Origin of the sequence: Pseudomonas sp. ANT_H4, assembly GCF_008369295.1 — a bacterium.
In the GTDB taxonomy this organism is placed as follows: Bacteria; Pseudomonadota; Gammaproteobacteria; order Pseudomonadales; family Pseudomonadaceae; genus Aquipseudomonas.
Window position 1 is genome coordinate 48,664 of the sequence record NZ_VOBG01000020.1, and the last position, 20,206, is coordinate 68,869.

At 61.1% G+C, this 20,206-nt stretch carries 6 protein-coding genes and 1 pseudogene; 5 read left to right on the forward strand and 2 right to left on the reverse strand.

The features are described 5' to 3' along the window. Positions 1 to 74 precede the first annotated feature (74 nt). Both FQ182_RS22020 and FQ182_RS22025 read left to right on the forward strand, forming a co-directional pair. Positions 75 to 872 (forward strand): ABC transporter substrate-binding protein, encoded by a 798-nt coding sequence (locus FQ182_RS22020; protein ID WP_149415264.1) that lies wholly within the window; start codon positions 75 to 77, stop codon positions 870 to 872. An 81-nt stretch (positions 873 to 953) separates the two neighbouring features. Next, positions 954 to 1,967, forward strand: coding sequence for a GNAT family N-acetyltransferase (locus FQ182_RS22025; RefSeq protein ID WP_149415263.1), 1,014 nt, complete (start codon positions 954 to 956; stop codon positions 1,965 to 1,967). A gap of 173 nt (positions 1,968 to 2,140) precedes the next feature. Here the strand turns inward: FQ182_RS22025 and FQ182_RS30435 are convergent. Together FQ182_RS30435 and FQ182_RS22035 are read right to left on the reverse strand one after the other, a co-directional pair. Next, positions 2,141 to 2,245, reverse strand: a pseudogene (locus FQ182_RS30435) (outer membrane lipoprotein carrier protein LolA); the annotation flags it as partial. 391 nt (positions 2,246 to 2,636) lie between these two features. Next, positions 2,637 to 3,188 carry an RNA polymerase factor sigma-70 gene (locus tag FQ182_RS22035; RefSeq protein WP_133098807.1) on the reverse strand — a complete coding sequence of 184 codons (552 nt, stop codon included), beginning with the start codon at positions 3,186 to 3,188 and terminating at the stop codon, positions 2,637 to 2,639. Between the two features lie 303 nt (positions 3,189 to 3,491). Here FQ182_RS22035 and FQ182_RS22040 point away from each other — a divergent pair, with 303 nt between their 5' ends. The 3 genes from FQ182_RS22040 to FQ182_RS22050 all read left to right on the forward strand — a co-directional run bounded on the left by FQ182_RS22040 (position 3,492) and on the right by FQ182_RS22050 (position 20,148). Next, positions 3,492 to 4,250 (forward strand): thioesterase II family protein, encoded by a 759-nt coding sequence (locus tag FQ182_RS22040; protein WP_149414695.1) that lies wholly within the window; start codon positions 3,492 to 3,494, stop codon positions 4,248 to 4,250. 69 nt (positions 4,251 to 4,319) lie between these two features. Then, positions 4,320 to 17,267, forward strand: a complete 12,948-nt coding sequence (locus tag FQ182_RS22045) for a non-ribosomal peptide synthetase (protein WP_149414696.1) — start codon at positions 4,320 to 4,322, stop codon at positions 17,265 to 17,267. A gap of 157 nt (positions 17,268 to 17,424) precedes the next feature. Beyond that, positions 17,425 to 20,148, forward strand: a complete 2,724-nt coding sequence (locus tag FQ182_RS22050; protein ID WP_256666360.1) for a hypothetical protein — start codon at positions 17,425 to 17,427, stop codon at positions 20,146 to 20,148. Positions 20,149 to 20,206 lie beyond the last annotated feature (58 nt).

Here is a 20,206-nt window from a genome sequence, read left to right on the forward strand (position 1 = left end):
TGGGTACAAAGTTGTCTCTCCAGAAAAAAACGCCTAGTTTAGCGCGATCAAAGTTTTGAACGGTGCGTGCCTTGATGTTTTCGCCATTGCGGCTGGCTGCGGGACTTACACTATTGGCGCTTGGCACACTGTGGCTGATGCCTGCTTCGGCCGCCCAACTGGTGAGGATCGGTGCCGTGCATTTTCCGCCTTACACCGTGCACCCGGAGCAGGGCGCCGACACCGGCTTGCTGCCGCAACTGGTGGAAGCCTTGAACCGTGCGCAAACCGACTATCAGTTTGTGTTGGTACCCACTTCGATTCCCCGGCGTTTTCGTGACTTGCAGCAAGGCCGGATCGACATGGCGATCTTCGAGAACCCGCAATGGGGCTGGCAGAACATCGCCCACACCACTGTCGACATGGGCCTGGAAGACGCGGAAATATTCGTCGCCCAGCGTGAACCCGGTCGTGACCAGTCGTACTTCACCGACTTGAATGACAAGCGCCTTGCGGTGTTCAGCGGTTATCACTACGCCTTTGCCAACTTCAACGCTGACCCCAAATACATGGCCGAGAAGTTCAACGCCACGCTGACCTATTCCCACGACAGCAACCTGCTGATGGTCACCCGTGGCCGCGCCGACATCGCCTTGGTGACCCGTTCCTACCTCAGCGATTTTTTAGTGCGCAATGCTGATACGGCTGGGCAGTTCCTGGTGTCCGAGCGGACTGATCAGGTGTATCACCACTACGCGTTGTTGCGGCCCAAGGCGCATATCAGTGGCGCGGAGTTTTCCGAGTTGCTCAAGGGCTTGCGGGACAGCGGCGAGCTGCTGAAAATCTTCGAACCTTACCGGATCGACGTCCTGTCCGTGCCTGCTACGCCATGACCTGCGCAAGATAGGCTTAAATTTTTCCTGCCGGCTCACGTCACTTCGTCTAACTGTCGACGATTACCGTGAGCCCTCTCCATGTCCAATCTCAATGACTTGTCTGTCCTGCCGCTACCGACAGGGCCCGCCCTGAATGCAGATGAAACCGATAGCCGGCTGATCCTGACCCTGGAAGGCCAGCCGCTGATCCGTCTGCGACTGGAGCGGGGCGATGCGCTGCATCTTCACCTGCAAATACCGAGTGAGGTGCCTTCGGTACGTGCCTTGTGGGCAGCGTGTTACTGGCTGTTTGCCAAGGAACCGTTGCGTCAGCGCCTGACCTGGCACCTTGAGCACGCACCCGACGACGCCTTGTGCAGCGGTTTGCTGGTGGCCACTGAGGCGGCAGGCCAATTCCACTGCGAGCGCACCCTGTTCTGGCAATTGCCGCAACCCTGGCTGGGCCAGCCCTTCAGTGGCGGCTATGCGCAGCAAATGATCATCAGTGCCGGCAAGCGTCATCCCGCCCGTGCGCCCAAGCCTCGCGGTGAAGTCTATCGACGTTTCGATACGTGCCTGGGCGCCTGGGTGTCATTGCGTACGGTGGAGATCGACGTTGACCTGACCCGCTTCAATCGCTGGCAGAACAGCACGCGAGTGGCGAATTTCTGGGAGGAAAGCGGCAGCCTGGAGCAGCACCGAGAGTACCTGGCCAAGCTTGATGCCGACCCTCATACCCTGACGCTGATGGGCTGTTTCGACGATGAGCCGTTTGCCTATTTCGAGGCCTATTGGGCCAAGGAAGATCGCATTGCGCCGTTCTATGACGTTGCCGATTACGATCGGGGCATTCATATGCTGGTTGGAGAGGAGCATCACCGTGGGCCGCACAAGGTTGCCAGTTGGTTGTCGGCGCTGGTGCATTACCTGTTTCTTGATGACCCACGCACCCAGCGGGTGGTGGCCGAGCCTCGCGCCGATAACGCGAAGATGATCAGCCATATGCAGAACCAGTGTTTCCACTGCGAGAAGGAATTCGACTTTCCCCACAAGCGCGCGGCGCTGATGATTCTGGGGCGTGAGCGGTTTTTTGATCGATGCGGGTTGGTTTGAGGCGGGGGCTTGCCGTGTACATATCCGTTGCTGCGGTAACGGCTACTTAGGGTTACGCCCTTACGGCGTGTCACTTTCGAAAAGCCGGAATGCCGGCCCAGACGAAAGTAACCAAAGCGCTCCTGCCCTACCTCTCGGCGCAACACCTACGTTCGGCCTCTGGTTTTATGGGCAGGCAGATCAAGAGCCATCCGTTTTTCTGTAGGAGCGAGCTTGCTCGCGAAGAACCTGAGGGCGCCGCGTTCATCCAGGAAGCCCGTGTCATCGTTAACGACCATCGCGAGCAAGCTCGCTCCTACATTTTCACCACTCAGGCCGGCTACCAGGCCGCCGTGCTTTTGCTTTTGATCTTAGGCGCCCCGTTAAACCACGATGGCTGAACGCAGGCATTGATCCGTGGGTAAACCGGCAGGACGCCGGTTTAGCCGCGCTGGGCCAAGGATGGCCCATCGCGGCGGCCCACGGAGCAATGCCGCAGAGAAGGCATGCCGAGCCACAGCGAGGCACCAAGTGGTGGGGCAAGAGCGCTTTGGTTACTTTGCCGCTTTTGCAAAGTGACACGCCGTAAGGGCGTAACCCTAAGCCGCCCCGACCAAAATAACGGATATGCACCCAGCCCAGCCGAACCCAAACACATTGAACCGGTTCTTTCAGCACCCCCAAGGGTTGTCAGACCCGCCGCGCAAACGTATCGCTATGAGTGCCCGAAACTTTGCGGCAATGCACCAGCGCATCGCGAATCATAAAGTTCACCAGCGTCGGCGAAACCCCCAGTTCCTTGGCGATGTCTTTTTGCGGCACCCCGTGCAGGCGGTACATCTCGAACGCGTAGCGAGTGCGCTTGGGCAGTTCGGTCAATGCGTCGGCGATGTTTTCCAGGGTGGAGAAATTGATGTGGGAGGTTTCCGGTGAAGCGCCGTGAATCACCACATTCAAACCTTCCTCTTCAGGCCCGGAGTATTTCAGTTCCAGGGCCTGTTTACGGTAGTGGTCGATGGCCAGGTTGCGCACGATCTGGAACAGGTAACTGAGTTGAGCCTTGAACGAAGAAGTGATCTGTGGCGCTGATTGCAGCCTGAAGTAGGCGTCTTGCACCACGTCTTCAGCACGGGAGCGGCAGCCGGTGATACGTGCTGCGATCTTGACCAGAATCAGCCGGTTGTCGACAAAGGCCTGGAGTAGCGGTGAGTCGCACCTGCTTGTGGATACTTGTTCCGTCATGGAAATCACCTTGCTGCAAATAAGGTTAGTGGAGGGCGTCCGTGCTGAGTCCTCCTACACATCGGGCAACAAATTATGCTTAATGATAATGATTGTCAAATGAGAAGACGAACTAATCCTGTGCCTTGTTGTGAGGTGTGAACCGCGTCTCGCTTGCCCCCCCGAGGACTAATTATTTGCAGGCGCCATCCGTTCTCATGGGTGACAGGCCAGTTAACAAACCGGCCAAGGATTAGCACCCGCAGGAGGACAAAATGGGTTCGTGTCTTGAGAACAGCGTGTTCCAGGTAGGGGTGGTCTGAAATGAGCACGCCGAGTCGATTGCGCCTGTTTTGCCTGCCTTATTCAGGCGCCAGCGCCATGGTCTACAGCCGCTGGCGCAGAGCATTGCCGGATTGGTTGCAGGTTTGTCCGCTGGAACTACCGGGTCGCGGCATGCGCATGGATGAGCCGTTGCAACGCGACATCAAGGCCCTGGCCGCGCAACTGGCCGATGAAATCAGCACCGAACTCGATGGCCCCTACGCCTTGTTTGGTCACAGCCTCGGCGGCCTGCTGGCGTTCGAGTTGGCCCATGCCCTGCGCATGCGTGGGTTGCCACAGCCGCTGGCGCTGTTTGCGTCCGGTACTGCTGGCCCGGCCCATCGCGATGTCAGCGAATACGCCGTCGAGAAAACCGACGAAGAACTGATCGCTCGCTTGCGTGAACTCAAGGGCACGGCAGAAGACGTCCTCGCCAACCACGAGCTGATGCAGTTGATGCTGCCGATCCTGCGGGCCGACTTTCTCCTCTGTGGCAGTTTCCAGTACGGCGAGCGCGAGCCGTTGTTGATGCCGATCCATGTGTTTGGCGGCAAACAGGACAGCGTGCGTGCCGAGCAACTGCTGGACTGGCAGGAAGACACCTCCACCGGTTTCTCCCTGGACATGTTCGACGGCCATCACTTCTTCCTCGTGCAGCAGCAAGACAGCGTGTTGCGCTGCCTCAGGCGTTATGCCGACGAACACTTGGCCCGCTGGCGCAATGGCGCGGTGCGGCATTTGGCCCAGGCGACCGGCTGAAAAAGCCATTGCCTCCCTGGCCACACATTCCCTCGATTTCCCCGTAAGCCGATTTCAGGCAGGAACCCCATGATGGACGCCTTCGAACTTCCTCGTACCCTGGTCCAGTCCCTCCAGCATCGTGCCGCGCAGACCCCGGATCAACTGGCCCTGCGTTTTCTGGCCGAGTCCGCCGAGCAAAACGTCGTCCTCAGTTACCGCGACCTGGACCTGCGTGCCCGCACCATCGCCGCAGCCTTGCAGGCCACGGCGTGCCAGGGCGACCGTGCGGTGCTGTTGTTTCCCAGCGGTGCGGATTATGTCGCGGCGTTTTTCGGCTGCCTGTACGCCGGGGTGATCGCGGTGCCGGCCTATCCGCCGGAGTCCACCCGTGGTCATCACCAGGAGCGGCTGCTGTCGATCATCGCTGACGCTGAGCCACGGTTGTTGCTGACCACCACGGGCCTGCGCGATTCGCTGGCGCAGATAAATGCAGCACCGCCGTTGCTGTGTGTCGATGATTTGGATAGCGGGATCGCTGACCACTGGATCGCCCCGAACCTGGCAGGCGATGACATCGCCTTCCTGCAATACACCTCCGGCTCCACGGCGCTGCCCAAGGGCGTGCAAGTCACCCATGGCAACCTGATGGCCAACGAACTGCTGATTCGTCGCGGTTTTGGCATTGATCTCAATCCCGACGATGTGATCGTCAGTTGGCTGCCGCTGTACCACGACATGGGCCTGATTGGCGGCCTGCTGCAACCGATCTTCAGCGGTGTGCCTTGCGTGTTGATGTCGCCGGCCTACTTCCTCGGCCGGCCCTTGCGCTGGCTGGAAGCGATCAGCGAGTACGGCGGCACTATCAGTGGCGGGCCGGACTTTGCCTACCGCTTGTGCAGCGAGCGGGTCAGCGATTCGGCCCTGGAACGCCTGGACTTGAGCAAATGGCGTGTGGCCTATTCCGGCTCCGAGCCGATCCGCCTGGACACTCTGGAACGTTTCGCCGAGAAGTTCGCGCCCTGCGGTTTTACCCCGAATAATTTCTTCGCTTCCTATGGCCTGGCCGAAGCGACTCTGTTTGTCGCTGGCAGCACTCGCGGCCAAGGCATCCCGGCCTTGCGCCTGGACGAACAGGCGTTGGCCGCCAACCGAGCCGAGCCGGGGCCTGGCTGCGCGATCATGAGTTGCGGCACCAGCCAGCCCGAACACGCGGTGCTGATTGCCGACCCGCATACCCTGGCGGAGCTGGCCGACAATGCCGTCGGCGAAATCTGGGCCGCTGGCCCGAGCATTGCCCACGGCTACTGGCGCAACCCCGAGGCCACCGCCGAGACCTTCGTCCAGCACGCCGGCCGCACCTGGCTGCGTACCGGCGACCTGGGCTTTATCCGCGATGGCGAGGTGTTCATCACCGGTCGCTTGAAAGACCTGCTGATCGTGCGTGGCCACAACCTCTATCCCCAGGACATTGAACAAACCATCGAGCGCGAAGTGGAAGTGGTGCGCAAGGGCCGGGTCGCCGCTTTTGCGGTCAATGACCAGGGCCTGGAAGGCATCGGCATTGCCGCCGAAATCAGCCGTAGCGTGCAAAAAATCCTGGCGCCTGAAGCGCTGATCAAGGTCATCCGCCAAGCCGTGGCCGAGGCCTATCAGCAAGCGCCGTGCGTAGTGGTATTGCTCAACCCCGGCGCGTTGCCGAAAACCTCCAGCGGCAAAGTCCAGCGGTCCGCCTGCCGTAATCGTCTGGCCGATGGCAGCCTCGACAGCTACGCGCAGTTCCCGCAGTTGCACGCGCAAACAAGCGATAGCGCCCGCCTGGAATCCGAGTTGCAAGGCCGCATTGCCGCCATCTGGTGCGAACAGTTACAGGTGGCTCAGGTTGGCGCCGACGATCACTTCTTCCTGCTGGGCGGCAACTCCATCAGCGCCACCCAGGTGGTTGCCCGCCTGCGGGAAAGCCTGGGCCTGGAATTGAACCTGCGCCTGCTGTTCGAAGCGCCGACTCTCGCCACCTTCGCTGCCAGTGTTGCGCTGTTACAACAGGACGGCGGCGTGGCCCAAGGCTCGATCCATGCGTTGTCGCGCCAGGACGACCTGCCGCAATCTCTTGCGCAAAACCGCCTGTGGATCACCTGGCAACTGGACCCGCAGAGCAGCGCCTATACGATTCCCGGCGGCTTGCGCTTGCGCGGGGCGTTGGATGAAGACGCGGTACGCGCCAGCTTTCAGCAGTTGATCCAGCGCCACGAAGCCCTGCGCACGCGCTTCTTTGAACGTGACGGCCAGGCGTTCCAACGGGTCGACGCCACCACGGCTTTCGAGCTGCAAGTCATCGACCTCAGCGACCTGCCTGCCTTTGAGCGCGAAGCCCGCGCCCAGCAAATCCGCGAAGACGAAGCCCGTACCCAGTTCGATCTGGAGAAAGGTCCGCTGCTGTGGGTGACCTTGGTGCGCCTCGACGATGAAGACCACCAACTGCTGGTGACGATGCACCACATCATCGCTGACGGCTGGTCGCTCAACGTGCTGATCGACGAATTCTCACGCCTGTATGCTGCCGCGTCTCAGGGGCAAACCATCGAACTTCCGGTCCTGGCCTTGCAGTACGCCGACTACGGTAGCTGGCAGCGCCAATGGCTGGTCGAGGGCGAAGGTCAGCGGCAGTTGGCCTATTGGAAGGAACAGTTGGGCGACGAGCACCCGACCTTGAGCCTGGCCACAGATCATCCGCGCTCGGCCCAACAGCATCGCAGCGCATCACGCCACAGTGTGCGGTTGGGCGCGAGCCTGGGCGAAGCTATTCGCCAGACCGCCCAGGCCCATGAATCCACGCCGTTCATGCTGTTGCTGGCGGCATTCCAGAGCCTGCTGCACCGCTACAGCGGCCAGCGCGACATCCGCATCGGCGTGCCCAACGCCAACCGTGGGCGCCAGGAAACCCAAGGCCTGATCGGCTTCTTTATCAACACCCTTGTGCTGCGCGCCGAGCTGGACGCGCGTCTGCCGTTCAGCGAGCTGCTGGCGGCAACCCGTCATGCCGCCCTGGGCGCCCAGGCGCATCAGGAGCTGCCGTTCGAGCAACTGCTGGAAGTGTTCCCGCAAGCCCGCGAACAAGGTCTGTTCCAGGTCATGTTCAACCACCAGCAACGCGACCTCAGTGCCTTGCGCCGTTTACCTGGCCTGCTCGCCGAGGAACTGCCGTGGCACAGCCGCGAAGCCAAGTTCGACCTGCAACTGCACAGCGAAGAAGACCGCAACGGGCGCTTGAGCCTGTCCTTCGACTACGCCGATGAACTGTTCGATAGCGCCACGATCCAGCGGCTGGCCGAACACTTCGTCAGCTTGCTGCAAGCGGTGTGCGAACAACCGCAACAGGCCATTGGTGACCTGACATTACTCAATGCCGACGAGCACGCGCAGCAACGCCAATGGAGTGAGGCGCCGTGCCTGCCGGCGCAACGCCTGCTGCCGGAGCAACTCAACCAACACACTTCGGAGCGCACCGCGCTGGTGTGGCAGGACGCCAGCCTGACCTTTGCCCAGTTGCACACCCAGGCCAACCGCCTCGCCCATTACCTGCGCGACAAAGGCGTCGGCCCCGACGTGTGTGTGGCGATTGCCGCCGAGCGCTCGCCGCAACTGCTGATCGGCCTGCTGGCGATCCTCAAGGCCGGCGGCGCCTACGTGCCGCTGGACCCGGATTACCCGGCCGAGCGCCTGGCGTACATGCTCAAGGACAGCGGCGTGCAACTGCTGCTCACGCAAACCCACTTGCTGGAACAACTGCCTGTGGCCGAGGGCGTCTGCGTCATCGCCATGGACAGCCTCAAGCTCGACAGCTGGCCGAGTCACGCGCCTGGCCTGCACCTCAATGGCGACAACCTCGCCTACGTGATCTACACCTCCGGCTCCACCGGCCAGCCCAAGGGCGTGGGCAACACCCATGCTGCCCTGGCCGAGCGTTTGCAGTGGATGCAGGCCACGTATCAACTCGACGAAACCGATGTACTGATGCAAAAGGCGCCCATCAGTTTCGACGTCTCGGTGTGGGAGTGTTTCTGGCCGTTGATCACCGGCTGCCGCCTGGTACTGGCCGGCCCCGGCGAGCATCGTGATCCTCATCGCATCGCGCAGTTGGTGCAGGAGCATGGCGTGACCACGCTGCACTTCGTGCCGCCGCTGTTGCAGCTGTTTGTCGATGAGCCGCAGGCGGGCGAATGCACCAGCTTGCGTCGGCTGTTCTCCGGTGGCGAAGCCTTGCCCGCGCAGCTGCGCAATCGGGTGTTGGCGCAATTGCCGGCGGTGCAACTGCATAACCGTTATGGCCCGACCGAAACTGCGATCAACGTCACCCACTGGCACTGCCGCGCCGAAGATGGTGAGCGTTCGCCGATTGGTCGGCCATTGGGCAACGTGATTTGCCGGGTGCTGGATGACCAGCTCAATTCGCTGCCGGTGGGTGTGCCGGGTGAGTTGTGCATCGGCGGAGTGGGTCTGGCCCGTGGTTATCTCGGCCGTGCCGGGCTGACGGCGGAACGCTTTGTCGCCGACCCGTTGGGAGAGGAGGGCGCACGCCTGTACCGCACCGGTGACCGTGTGCGCTGGAGCACCGACGGCGTGCTGGAATACCTCGGTCGTTTGGATCATCAGGTCAAGCTGCGCGGTTTTCGCGTTGAACCGGAGGAAGTCGAGGCCCGCCTGCTGGCCCTGGGCGGCATCGCCCAGGCCGTGGTGTTGGTGCGGGAAACGGCTGCCGGTGCGCAGTTGATCGGCTACTACATGGCCAGCCAACCGCTGGATGAACAGGACGTGAAGGCAGCCTTGGCTGCCGAGTTGCCGGAATATATGGTCCCGGCGCAACTGATGCGCCTGGACGCCATGCCCCTAAGCCCCAGCGGTAAAGTCGACCGCCGTGCGTTGCCGCAACCCGTCTGGCAAGTGCGTGAGCACGTCGAGCCGCAAACACCGTTGGAACAGCAAATCGCCGCCATCTGGCGCGAAGTGCTGGGCCTGCCGCGTATCGGCCTGCTGGATGATTTCTTCGCATTGGGCGGCCATTCGCTGCTGGCCACGCAGATCATCTCCCGCACCCGCCAGGCCTGCGACGTCGAGCTGCCGTTGCGCACCTTGTTCGAAGCCAGTGAGCTGGGCGATTTCGCCGAACAAGTACGTTTGATCCAGGCCTCGGGGCAACGCAATCAACAGACAGCGATCACCAAAGTCGACCGCAGCCAGCCGGTACCGTTGTCCTATTCCCAGCAGCGCATGTGGTTCCTCTGGCAGATGGAGCCGGACAGCCCGGCCTACAACGTCGGCGGTATGGCGCGGCTGTGCGGGGTGCTGGATGTCGGGCGCTTCGAGGCAGCCTTGCAGGCCTTGATCATGCGTCACGAAACTCTGCGTACCACCTTTCCGAGCATCAATGGCGTGGCGCAGCAGAAAGTCGCGGCGCAAACCGACGTGCGCATGGACTGGCAGGATTTTTCCGTGCTGGATGAGCAAACCCGTCAGCAACGCTTGCAGCAATTGGCCGACGGCGAAGCCCACACGCCGTTCGATCTGGAAACCGGTCCGCTACTGCGCGCCTGTTTGGTCAAGGCCGGCGAGCAGGAACACTACCTGGTGCTGACCCTGCACCATATCGTCACCGAAGGCTGGGCCATGGACATCTTTGCCCGTGAACTCAGTGCGCTTTATGAAGCCTTTATCGACGAGCGCGAATCACCCCTGGAACCGCTGCCGGTGCAGTACCTGGATTACAGTGTGTGGCAGCGCCAGTGGCTGGAGTCCGGCGAGCGCCAACACCAGCTGGATTACTGGACCGCGCAATTGGGCACTGAACATCCGCTGTTGGAGCTGCCCAGCGACCGACCACGGCCGCCAGTGCAAAGTCATCAAGGCGAGCTGTACCGTTTCGACCTCAGTGATGACCTTGCCGCCCGCGTGCGCAGTTTCAACGCCGAGCGTGGCCTGACCCTGTTCATGACCATGACCGCCACCCTCGCCGTGTTGCTCTACCGCTACAGTGGCCAGACCGACCTGCGCATTGGCGCGCCGGTGGCCAACCGCATTCGTCCGGAAAGTGAAGGCCTGATCGGTGCGTTCCTCAACACTCAGGTGCTGCGTTGCCAACTCAATGGGCAGATGCGCGTCGGCGAGCTGTTCGAGCAAGTGCGCCACACTGTGATCGAAGGGCAATCCCACCAGGACTTGCCGTTCGACCATCTGGTGGAAGCCCTGCAACCTCCCCGCAGTGCGGCGTACAACCCGCTGTTCCAGGTGATGTGCAACGTGCAGCGCTGGGAGTTCCAGCAAAGTCGCCAACTGGCCGCAATGACCGTCGAGTACCTGGCCAACGACGCCCGCGCCACCAAGTTCGACCTCAACCTGGAAGTCACCGACCTCGACCATCGCCTGGGTTGCTGCCTGACCTACAGCACCGACCTGTTCGACGAGCCGCGCATTGCGCGCATGGCCGAGCATTGGCGTAACTTGCTGGAAGCCTTGATTGCCGCTCCTCAGCAGCGCCTGAGTGAGTTGGCGCTGCTGCAAGCCGATGAGCAACGCGCCTTGCAAGACAGCCTTGGTATTGAAGCCGGTGAACATCGCCTTGATCAATGCATTCACCATCTGTTCAGCGCACAGGCCCTGGCCCGCGGCGATGCGCCAGCGCTGACCTTTGCCGAGCAGACCTTGAGCTACGCCGAGTTGGACGGCCGCGCCAATCGCCTGGCCTGGATGCTTCGCGAGCGCGGTGTCGGCCCGCAGGTGCGGGTTGGCCTGGCGCTGCCGCGTTCCCTGGAAATGGTCATCGGCCTGCTGGCGATCCTCAAGGCCGGCGGCGCCTATGTGCCTCTGGACCCGGAATACCCGCTGGACCGCCTGCACTACATGATCGAAGACAGCGGCATTGGCTTGTTGCTCAGTGATGCGCCGATGTTCGAAGCGCTAGGCGACCTGCCCGCCAGCGTCAGCCGCTGGTGCCTGGAAGATGACCTGCCGCAATTGGCCAATTACCCCGCCAGCGAATTGCCGTCCATCAGCCTTGCGCAACATCAGGCCTACTTGATCTACACCTCCGGCTCCACTGGTAAACCCAAGGGCGTGGTGGTGTCCCACGGTGAAATCGCCATGCATTGCCAGGCGGTTATCCAGCGTTTTGGCATGCGTGCGGATGACTGTGAACTGCACTTCTATTCCATCAACTTTGACGCCGCGACTGAGCGCCTGTTAGTGCCGTTACTCAGCGGGGCGCAGGTGGTGTTGCGCGCCCAGGGCCAGTGGGATGCCGAAGAAATCTGCGGGCTGATTCGCCAACATCGCATCAATATCCTTGGTTTTACTCCCAGCTACGGCAGCCAGTTGGCGCAATGGCTGGCCACGCAGAACCAGACGTTGCCGGTGCGCATGTGCATCACCGGCGGCGAAGCGCTGACCGGCGAGCACCTGCAACGCATCCGCGCTGCGTTCCAGCCGGCGCTGTTTTTCAACGCCTATGGTCCGACTGAAACGGTGGTCATGCCGTTGGCCTGCCTCGCCCCGGAGCATCTGGAAGAGGGCGCTGGCAGCGTGCCGATCGGCAGCATTATCGGTGCGCGTGTAGCCTATATTTTTGACGCCGATCTGGCGTTGGTTCCCCAGGGCGCTACCGGCGAGTTGTACATCGGCGGTGCTGGTCTGGCACAGGGTTATCACCAGCGTGCGGGCATGACAGCCGAGCGCTTTGTCGCTGATCCGTTTGCCAGTGGTGGACGTCTTTACCGCACCGGCGACCTGGTGCGCCAACGCGCCGATGGCCTGGTGGAGTATCTGGGGCGTATCGACCATCAAGTGAAGATTCGAGGTTTTCGTATCGAGCTGGGGGAAATCGAAAGCCGTCTGCTGGAACACCCAGCGGTGCGTGAAACCGTGGTGCTGGCCCTGGAGTCCCCAAGCGGCAAACACCTTGTGGCCTATCTGGTCAGTGATGAGGCGGATCACAGCGCCTTGCGCGAATCCCTCAAGGCTCATCTCAAGGCGCAACTGCCCGACTACATGGTGCCGACGCACCTGATGGTGCTGGACAGCATGCCACTGACCGCCAACGGCAAACTCGACCGCCGCGCCTTGCCGCAGCCGGACTCGCAGGCCAATCGTCAACACTACGTGGCGCCGAGCAACGAGCTTGAGCTGACCCTGGCGGCGATCTGGTGCGCGGTGCTCAACGTGCAGCAGGTTGGGCTGCACGACAACTTCTTCGAGCTGGGCGGGGACTCGATCCTGTCGATCCAGGTAGTGAGCCGGGCGCGTCAGGCGGGGATTCATTTCAGCCCTCGCGATTTGTTCCAGCACCAGACCGTGCAGACCCTGGCAGCCGTCGCTACCCGATGCGAGCAGATCAGCGCCGAGCAAGGCGTGTTGACCGGCGCCTCTGGCTTGACGCCGATCCAGCATTGGTTTTTCGATACCGAGATCCCGGCCCGCCATCACTGGAACCAGGCGTTGCTGCTGGCGCCGGTGCAGGCCCTCGACCCCCATCGCCTGGAACAGGCGCTGCTGGCGGTGCTGGAACATCACGATGCCCTGCGCCTGAGCTTCACCCGGCGCGATGCTCAGTGGCACGCCGAACACTTGGCGGTGCCGGAAGGCGGCGTGCTGTGGCTGGCTCAAGTGCCGGGCATGGAACAGTGCGCTGTGCTGTTCGCCGACGCCCAGCGCAGCCTTGACCTGGAGCACGGCCCGCTGATACGCGCCTTGTTGGTGGATGGACCGCTGGGCCAGCAACGCCTGCTGATCGCGATCCATCACCTGGTCGTGGATGGCGTGTCCTGGCGGGTGTTGCTGGAAGATCTGCAAAACGTCTATCGCCAACTGAGCGACGGCCGGTCCGTCAGCCTGCCGGCCAAGACCAGTGCGCTGCGCGACTGGGCGGCCCGTTTGCAGGCCTACGCCAGCAGCGAATCCCTGCGCGAAGAGTTGAACCTATGGCAGGAGCAGTTGGCCGGGCCGGCCGTTGAATTGCCAGTGGATCGCCCGCAAGGGTCGCTGCGCAACCGCGACGCCGAGACCATCAGCGTGCGCCTGGATGCCGAGCGCACCCGGCAATTGTTGCAACAGGCACCGAGCGCCTATCGCACCCAGGTCAACGACCTGTTACTGACGGCATTGGCCCGTGTGTTGTGCCGATGGAGCGGCCATGAATCGGCGCTGATCCAGCTGGAAGGTCACGGTCGTGAAACCCTGTTTGATGAAATCGACCTGACCCGCAGCGTTGGCTGGTTCACCAGCGCCTACCCCTTGCGCCTGACACCTGTGCAAATCGAAGAGGCCGCCGGACAGGGCGCCTCGATCAAGGCGATCAAGGAACAACTACGTGCAGTGCCGCATAAAGGACTGGGTTATGGCGTGCTGCGCTACCTGGCGGACGACCTGTGCCGCGAGGCCATGACCGCCTTGCCAACGGCGGCGATCACCTTCAACTACCTCGGCCAATTCGACCAGAGTTTTGATGGCGACGCGTTGTTCCTCCCGCTGGAGGAGTCTGTAGGCCCGGCCCATGATCCGGACGCGCCTTTGCCCAACGAGTTGAGCATCGACAGCCAGGTCTACAGCGGCGAGTTGGTGCTGCGCTGGACCTTCAGTCGCGAACGTCACGACAGCCAAACCATCAGCGAATTGGCAGATGCTTATCTGGGCGAGTTGCAGAGTTTGATCGAGCATTGCTTGCGGGACGATGCCGGCGGGCTCACACCGTCCGACTTCCCGCTGGCGCACCTGACCCAATCGCAACTCGATGCGCTGCCGGTGCCGGTCAGCGCTATTGAAGACGTCTACCCGCTGACGCCAATGCAGGAAGGCTTGCTGTTGCACACCCTGCTGGAGCCGGGCACCGGCCTCTACTACATGCAGGACCGTTACCGCATCAACAGCGAACTGAATCCCGAGCGCTTCGCCCAGGCCTGGCAGGCGGTGATTGCCCGCCATGAAGCCTTGCGCGCCTCGTTCTGCTGGAACGTTGGCGAAGATATGCTGCAGGTGATCCACAAACCGGGTCATACGCCCATCGAGTACCTGGATTGGAGCAATGATCCGCAAACTGAACAGGAGTCGCGCCTGCAAGCGCTGCTCAAAAGCGAGCGCGAAGCTGGCTTCGATCTGCTCAACCAGGCGCCTTTCCATCTGCGGCTGATCCGCGTCGGCGAGGCCCGTTACTGGTTCATGATGAGCAACCACCACATCCTGATCGATGCCTGGTGCCGCTCGTTGCTGATGAACGATTTCTTCGACATTTACATGGCGTTGGGTGACGGCCGCGACGCGCAACTGGCAATGCCGCCGTGCTATCGCGACTACATTGCTTGGCTGCAACGCCAGAACCTGGCCGAGGCGCGCCAATGGTGGCAGCAGAACCTGCAAGGCTTTGAACGCACCACGCCGATCCCCAGCGACCGGCCGTTCCTGCGCGAGCACGCGGGCCACAGCGGTGGCATGGTGGTGGGCGACTGCTACATCCGTCTTGAGGCACGGGACGGCGCGCAACTGCGGGAGTTGGCCCAGGCTCATCAACTGACCGTCAACACCTTCGCCCAGGCGGCATGGGCTTTGGTGCTGCGGCGCTTGAGCGGGGATCGCGACGTGCTGTTTGGCGTCACCGTGGCCGGGCGCCCGGTGGACATGCCGCAGATGCAGCGCACCGTCGGCCTGTTTATCAACAGCATCGCCCTGCGGGTCAAGTTGCCCGAGGACGACCAGCCGTGCAGCGTGCGTCAATGGCTCAGCGGTTTGCTCGACAGCAATATGCAGCTGCGTGAGTACGAATACCTGCCGCTGGTAACGATCCAGGAACACAGCGAATTGCCCAAGGGCCAGCCGCTGTTCGACAGCCTGTTCGTGTTTGAAAACGCCCCGGTGGAAGTCTCGGTGCTGGACCGTGCGCAAAGCTTGAATGCCACCTCGGATTCGGGCCGCACCCACACTAATTTCCCGCTGACGGCTGTGTGCTATCCGGGTGATGACCTGGGACTGCATTTGTCCTATGACCAGCGCTATTTCGACGAAACCACGGTGCAAGGCATGCTCGGCGAGTTCAAGCGCCTGCTGCTGGCGCTGGTGCAGGGCTTCCATGGCGACATGGCCGACCTGCCGCTGATCAGCGAGCAGGAGCGCGAGTTTCTGGTGGAGGGGTGTAACCAGAGTGCGCACGACTACCCGCTGGAGCGCAGCTATGTCGAGCTGTTCGAGGCGCAGGTGGCGCAGCACCCACAGCGCATCGCCGCCAGTTGCCTGGATCAGCAATGGAGTTACGCCGAGCTGAACCGGCGCAGTAACCGTCTGGGTCATGCGCTGATTGCGGCAGGTGTCGGGCTGGATCAACCGGTGGCGTTACTGGCCGAACGTAACCTCGATTTGCTGGGTATGATCATTGGTAGTTTCAAGGCTGGCGCCGGTTACCTGCCGCTGGACCCGGGGCTGCCGAGCCAGCGTCTGAGCCGGATCATCGACTTGAGCCGCACGCCGCTGCTGGTGTGCACTGAGGCTTGCCGTGAACAGGCGCTGGTGTTGTTGGAGGAGTTTGCCTGCGTCGGGCGGCCGAAGTTGCTGGTTTGGGAGGACGTGCTTGGGTCAGAGAACAATCCCGGGATCTACAGTGCCCCGGATAACCTTGCGTATGTGATCTACACCTCAGGGTCGACCGGACTGCCGAAGGGCGTGATGGTCGAGCAGCGCGGCATGCTCAATAACCAGTTGAGCAAGGTGCCATATCTGCAACTGACTGAGGCCGATGTAATCGCGCAAACGGCCTCGCAAAGCTTCGACATCTCGGTCTGGCAGTTCCTTGCTGCGCCGTTGTTTGGCGCGCGGGTGGATATCGTGCCGAATACCATTGCCCATGACCCGCAAGGGCTGCTGGCCCATGTTCAGGCTCAGGGCATCACGGTGCTGGAAAGCGTGCCGTCGCTGATCCAGGGCATGCTCGCCCAGGAGCGCACGAGCCTGGACGGTTTGCGCTGGATGCTGCCCACCGGCGAGGCGATGCCGCCTGAATTGGCCCACCAATGGCTGCTGCGTTACCCGGATATCGGGCTGGTCAACGCCTATGGACCGGCGGAATGTTCGGATGACGTGGCGTTCTTTTGCGTCGACCTGGCTTCGACCCGTGGCACGTATCTGCCGATCGGTACACCGACCGACAACAACCGCTTGTACCTGTTGGACGGCGCACTGGAGTTGGTGCCCCAAGGCGCCGTCGGTGAGTTGTGTGTGGCTGGCACCGGTGTAGGTCGCGGCTATGTCAGCGATCCATTGCGCACTGCTCAAGTGTTTGTGCCGAACCCGTTTGGTGCGGCTGGCGAGCGGTTGTATCGCACCGGCGACCTGGCGCGGCGGCGCAGTGACGGCGTGCTGGAATACGTCGGGCGCATCGACCATCAAGTGAAGATTCGTGGTTACCGTATCGAACTGGGCGAAATCGAAGCCCGTCTGCACGAGCAACCAGAAGTCCGCGACGCCGCCGTTGGCGTGCAGCAAGGCGTTAACGGTAAGTATCTGGTGGGTTATCTGGTGGCAACCGACGCGGCTCTCAATTCCAATGAGCGCCTGGACCGTATCAAGCAACGCCTGCGGGCCGAGCTGCCGGAATACATGGTGCCGCTGCATTGGTTATGGCTGGACCGTCTGCCACTCAATGCCAACGGCAAACTCGACCGCAAGGCCTTGCCAGCCCTGGAAATCGGCCAGTTGCACAGCCAGGACTACCTGGCGCCGCGCAACGAACTTGAGCAAACCCTGGCGGATATCTGGGCCCAGGTGCTGAACGTCGAGCAGGTCGGGGTGCAGGACAACTTCTTCGAGCTGGGCGGGCATTCGTTGCTGGCGACGCAAATTGCCTCGCGGGTGCAGAAGGCCCTGCAACGGGATGTGCCGCTGCGGGCGATGTTCGAATGCAGCACGGTGGAGGCGTTGGCGGGGTACATCGATGGGCTGGCGGCCAATGACATCAGTGCCGAGAAGGTGGATCGGTTGAGTGATTTGATGGCGCAGTTGGAGGGGCTTTAAGGTGCTGCGGGCGCTCATCCAGGGTGATGAGCGGGTGAGCGTCCGTTGGTCGGAAAGCTGTTTTTTTCCGATCAGAACTGTCAATTCTGACAGTAGGCAGGGCCTGCGTTCCAAGCGTTAGATAGCCGTAGTCTGCCGGCCTCTCTGATCGAGGCCGATGGTTATCTATCCCGGGACAGGAGGTCTCGTCATGGTTAAAAAAACATCCCCTAAAACTGCTCAGTCGCTTGATACAACAACCGCTGCGCTACAACCTATCGATGTCATCCGCGAGTTACCCTACGCGACGATTCAGTACGCAGCCAATAACAGCGTGCTGTATCCAATCGACGCAATCGATGGCACCTCGGCAACTATTGCCTTTGCGGGCATGGGCGCTACACCGATTACTTTGTATTGGGCAATTAAGGGCCAGGATGAGCCTGCCTTTGAACCCATCGTGCAGGTTGGCAGTACCAGCGGCGGTATTGAAATGCCCATCCCCTGGCAACACGTAAGTACCTGCATCGGTCATACGGTATTGATCTGGTACACGGCCACCGTTGCCGGGCGACTCCAGGAGTCGCTGGTCCTGGAGTTGGAAATTCAGGACATCAGGGAAGTGGATCTACGCGAGTCATTGCCGGTGTTTGAGCACGCCAAGCGCAATAGCCCTACAGATCCCACTGTCGTGCTGGATATGCACACTTTTAAGGGCGATGAAACCATCCGGATCAAGGCATGGCCGATGATTCAGGCTGGGCAGCGCCTGTTTGTCACCGTCGCGGGTGACCAGCACCAGGTGCCGTATCAATTTATCTGGGTGGCCTTTGACCATCTAGTGAAGGCCGCTGAAGCAGATACTGATCATATTTTCGAGTTCAGGTTGTCCCGTGGCTGGATGTCGCGACGGCAGGACTACTCGGCTCTGACTGCGCACTTGGGAGTCATTTGGGACGGCACTGAGCCGGTGCTGCCGGCGCCGGATGATCCGGTCCATGAGAACCCGCTGCCTATTAATGCTCAGGACTTTCACCTGCGTACCTCCACGCTGTTGCGAGTGGACCCTGCACTGGACTTGCCGCCACCGCACCTTAAAGAGTCGGTGGATTGCGGTGCCGATGGTTGGCTGGTGAGCCCGGTCAACACCGTAGACGGTGCGCATCTCGTCATTGCTTACGAGGGCATGCATGCCGGGGATGTCGTTTGCCCCGCGTTTGTTGGCACCCCGGGGCTGGGTTCGCCTGTCCTTGAGTGCCGCACCGTACAGGAAGGTGAAGCCAGCCTTGAGTTTCGGGTACCGCCTTCGGCTATCAGTGCCAATTTTGGGTTGCCGGTCACGCTGACCTATAGCGTCAGCCACAGCGGTACCGGTCCGTGGCAATCACCGCCACGGGAAGTAAAGATCCTGGATATCACCAGGCTGCCGACTCCGGCAGTCGAGCAGGCAACCGCAAGCACGTTGGACCTCAATACCTTTTCCGGTGATGCCGATTGCACGGTCATTCCCTGGCCTTATATCGTGGTAGGGCAGCCTTGCTGGCTGTGGGTGACAGGTGAATTGGAAGATGGCACTGCCTACAGCTTCCAGGTGCTGGAGGGCGAGCCGGTTACCGCAGAATGGCTGGCCAGTGGTGTTAACACTCCGTTGCCCCGCAGCGAGCTGCAAAAGCTGGCGGATTGCAGCTCTTTCGAAGTGCATTTTTCCGTGAATTTCAATGGTCAGTCCGATAAGGCCAGTGCAAAGAAATTCCCGGCATTAACCCTGGGTATCGTCCAGGAAGACCTGGTACTCAAGGCGCCTACGGTGCGGGAGGCGGTGGGCTCGCAGTTGACAGTGTACAACGGCCGGGACGGTGTGACGGTACGGGTGGAGTACGAGCGCATCAGCCCTCATCACACGATCAGTGTGCGCTGGATCAAACCGAATGGTGATATCCTGCCGTTGGCCTCCAAACCGGGTAATAGTGACCCAGGTTACGTCGACTTCCCAATTCCCCGTGAGGCGGTGATTGGTGGTATCGGTAAAACGATCTTAATTAACTACACCGTCACCAGCGTCTGTAAGTTGGCGTCTTCCAAGACCCTTGCGTTGCAGATCAGTGTGCCGGTGCGCTTGCCCACGCCTGTGGTGCCGCAGGCGACTAACCGCATATTGGATTTGCGCACCTTCCCCGGGAACGCCAACATTACCGTGGAACCATGGTGGTTTATCTTGCCCGGGCAATGCGTCTGGTTGCGGGGTGTCGGGACGTTGAAAAGTGGAGGCTCCTACACGATCAATGTGTATTTGGGCAAAATCGTGATTGCCGCCGAAGTGAGTACAGGGCTGGCGGATATTTTGAGTCGGGCCCAACTTGATCTACTGGCAGATGGCAGCCTTCTGGCCTTTACCTGCAAAGTGACGGCTGATGGCAGCACTAATGAGAGTGCCGCAGTGGTATTCCCGGTATTGCAACTGACAGTGCGCTCGCCTCTCGATGACTTCACCCCGTTTACTGGCAATAACTGGAACAACTGGCGTGCCGGGCCAGCAGCCCTTGGTGAGATGAGGTACGCCACGTTCTTTGGCAAAACCTGCGTGGCCAACGGCACTGCCAGTACTGCTAGTGTGGGCGTCGTCCTTTATAAAGACTTCACGGGGCTTCAGGTCGGCGCAAGTTATGAGTTCAGCATTCTCGCATGCACATACAATGGCGCTGCTCCAATGCCAAGGTTGTCGCTGAGGACCAGCTCCGGGGTTGTTACGGGGGTCACGACCTTTTACAGCATGGGGTGGACACCGCTGAAGGGGACGTTTGTTGCAAGCGCGACATCAATGCGGCTGGAGATCTGGAGTCATGAGCCGTCAGGCATATCCGGCAACGACTATGCGATCACTGATATCCGAGTGCGTGGATAGTCGAAAGGCTGTTTTACTCTGAGAAATGCTCCTGCCTTTGGCAGGAGCATTTTCTTTT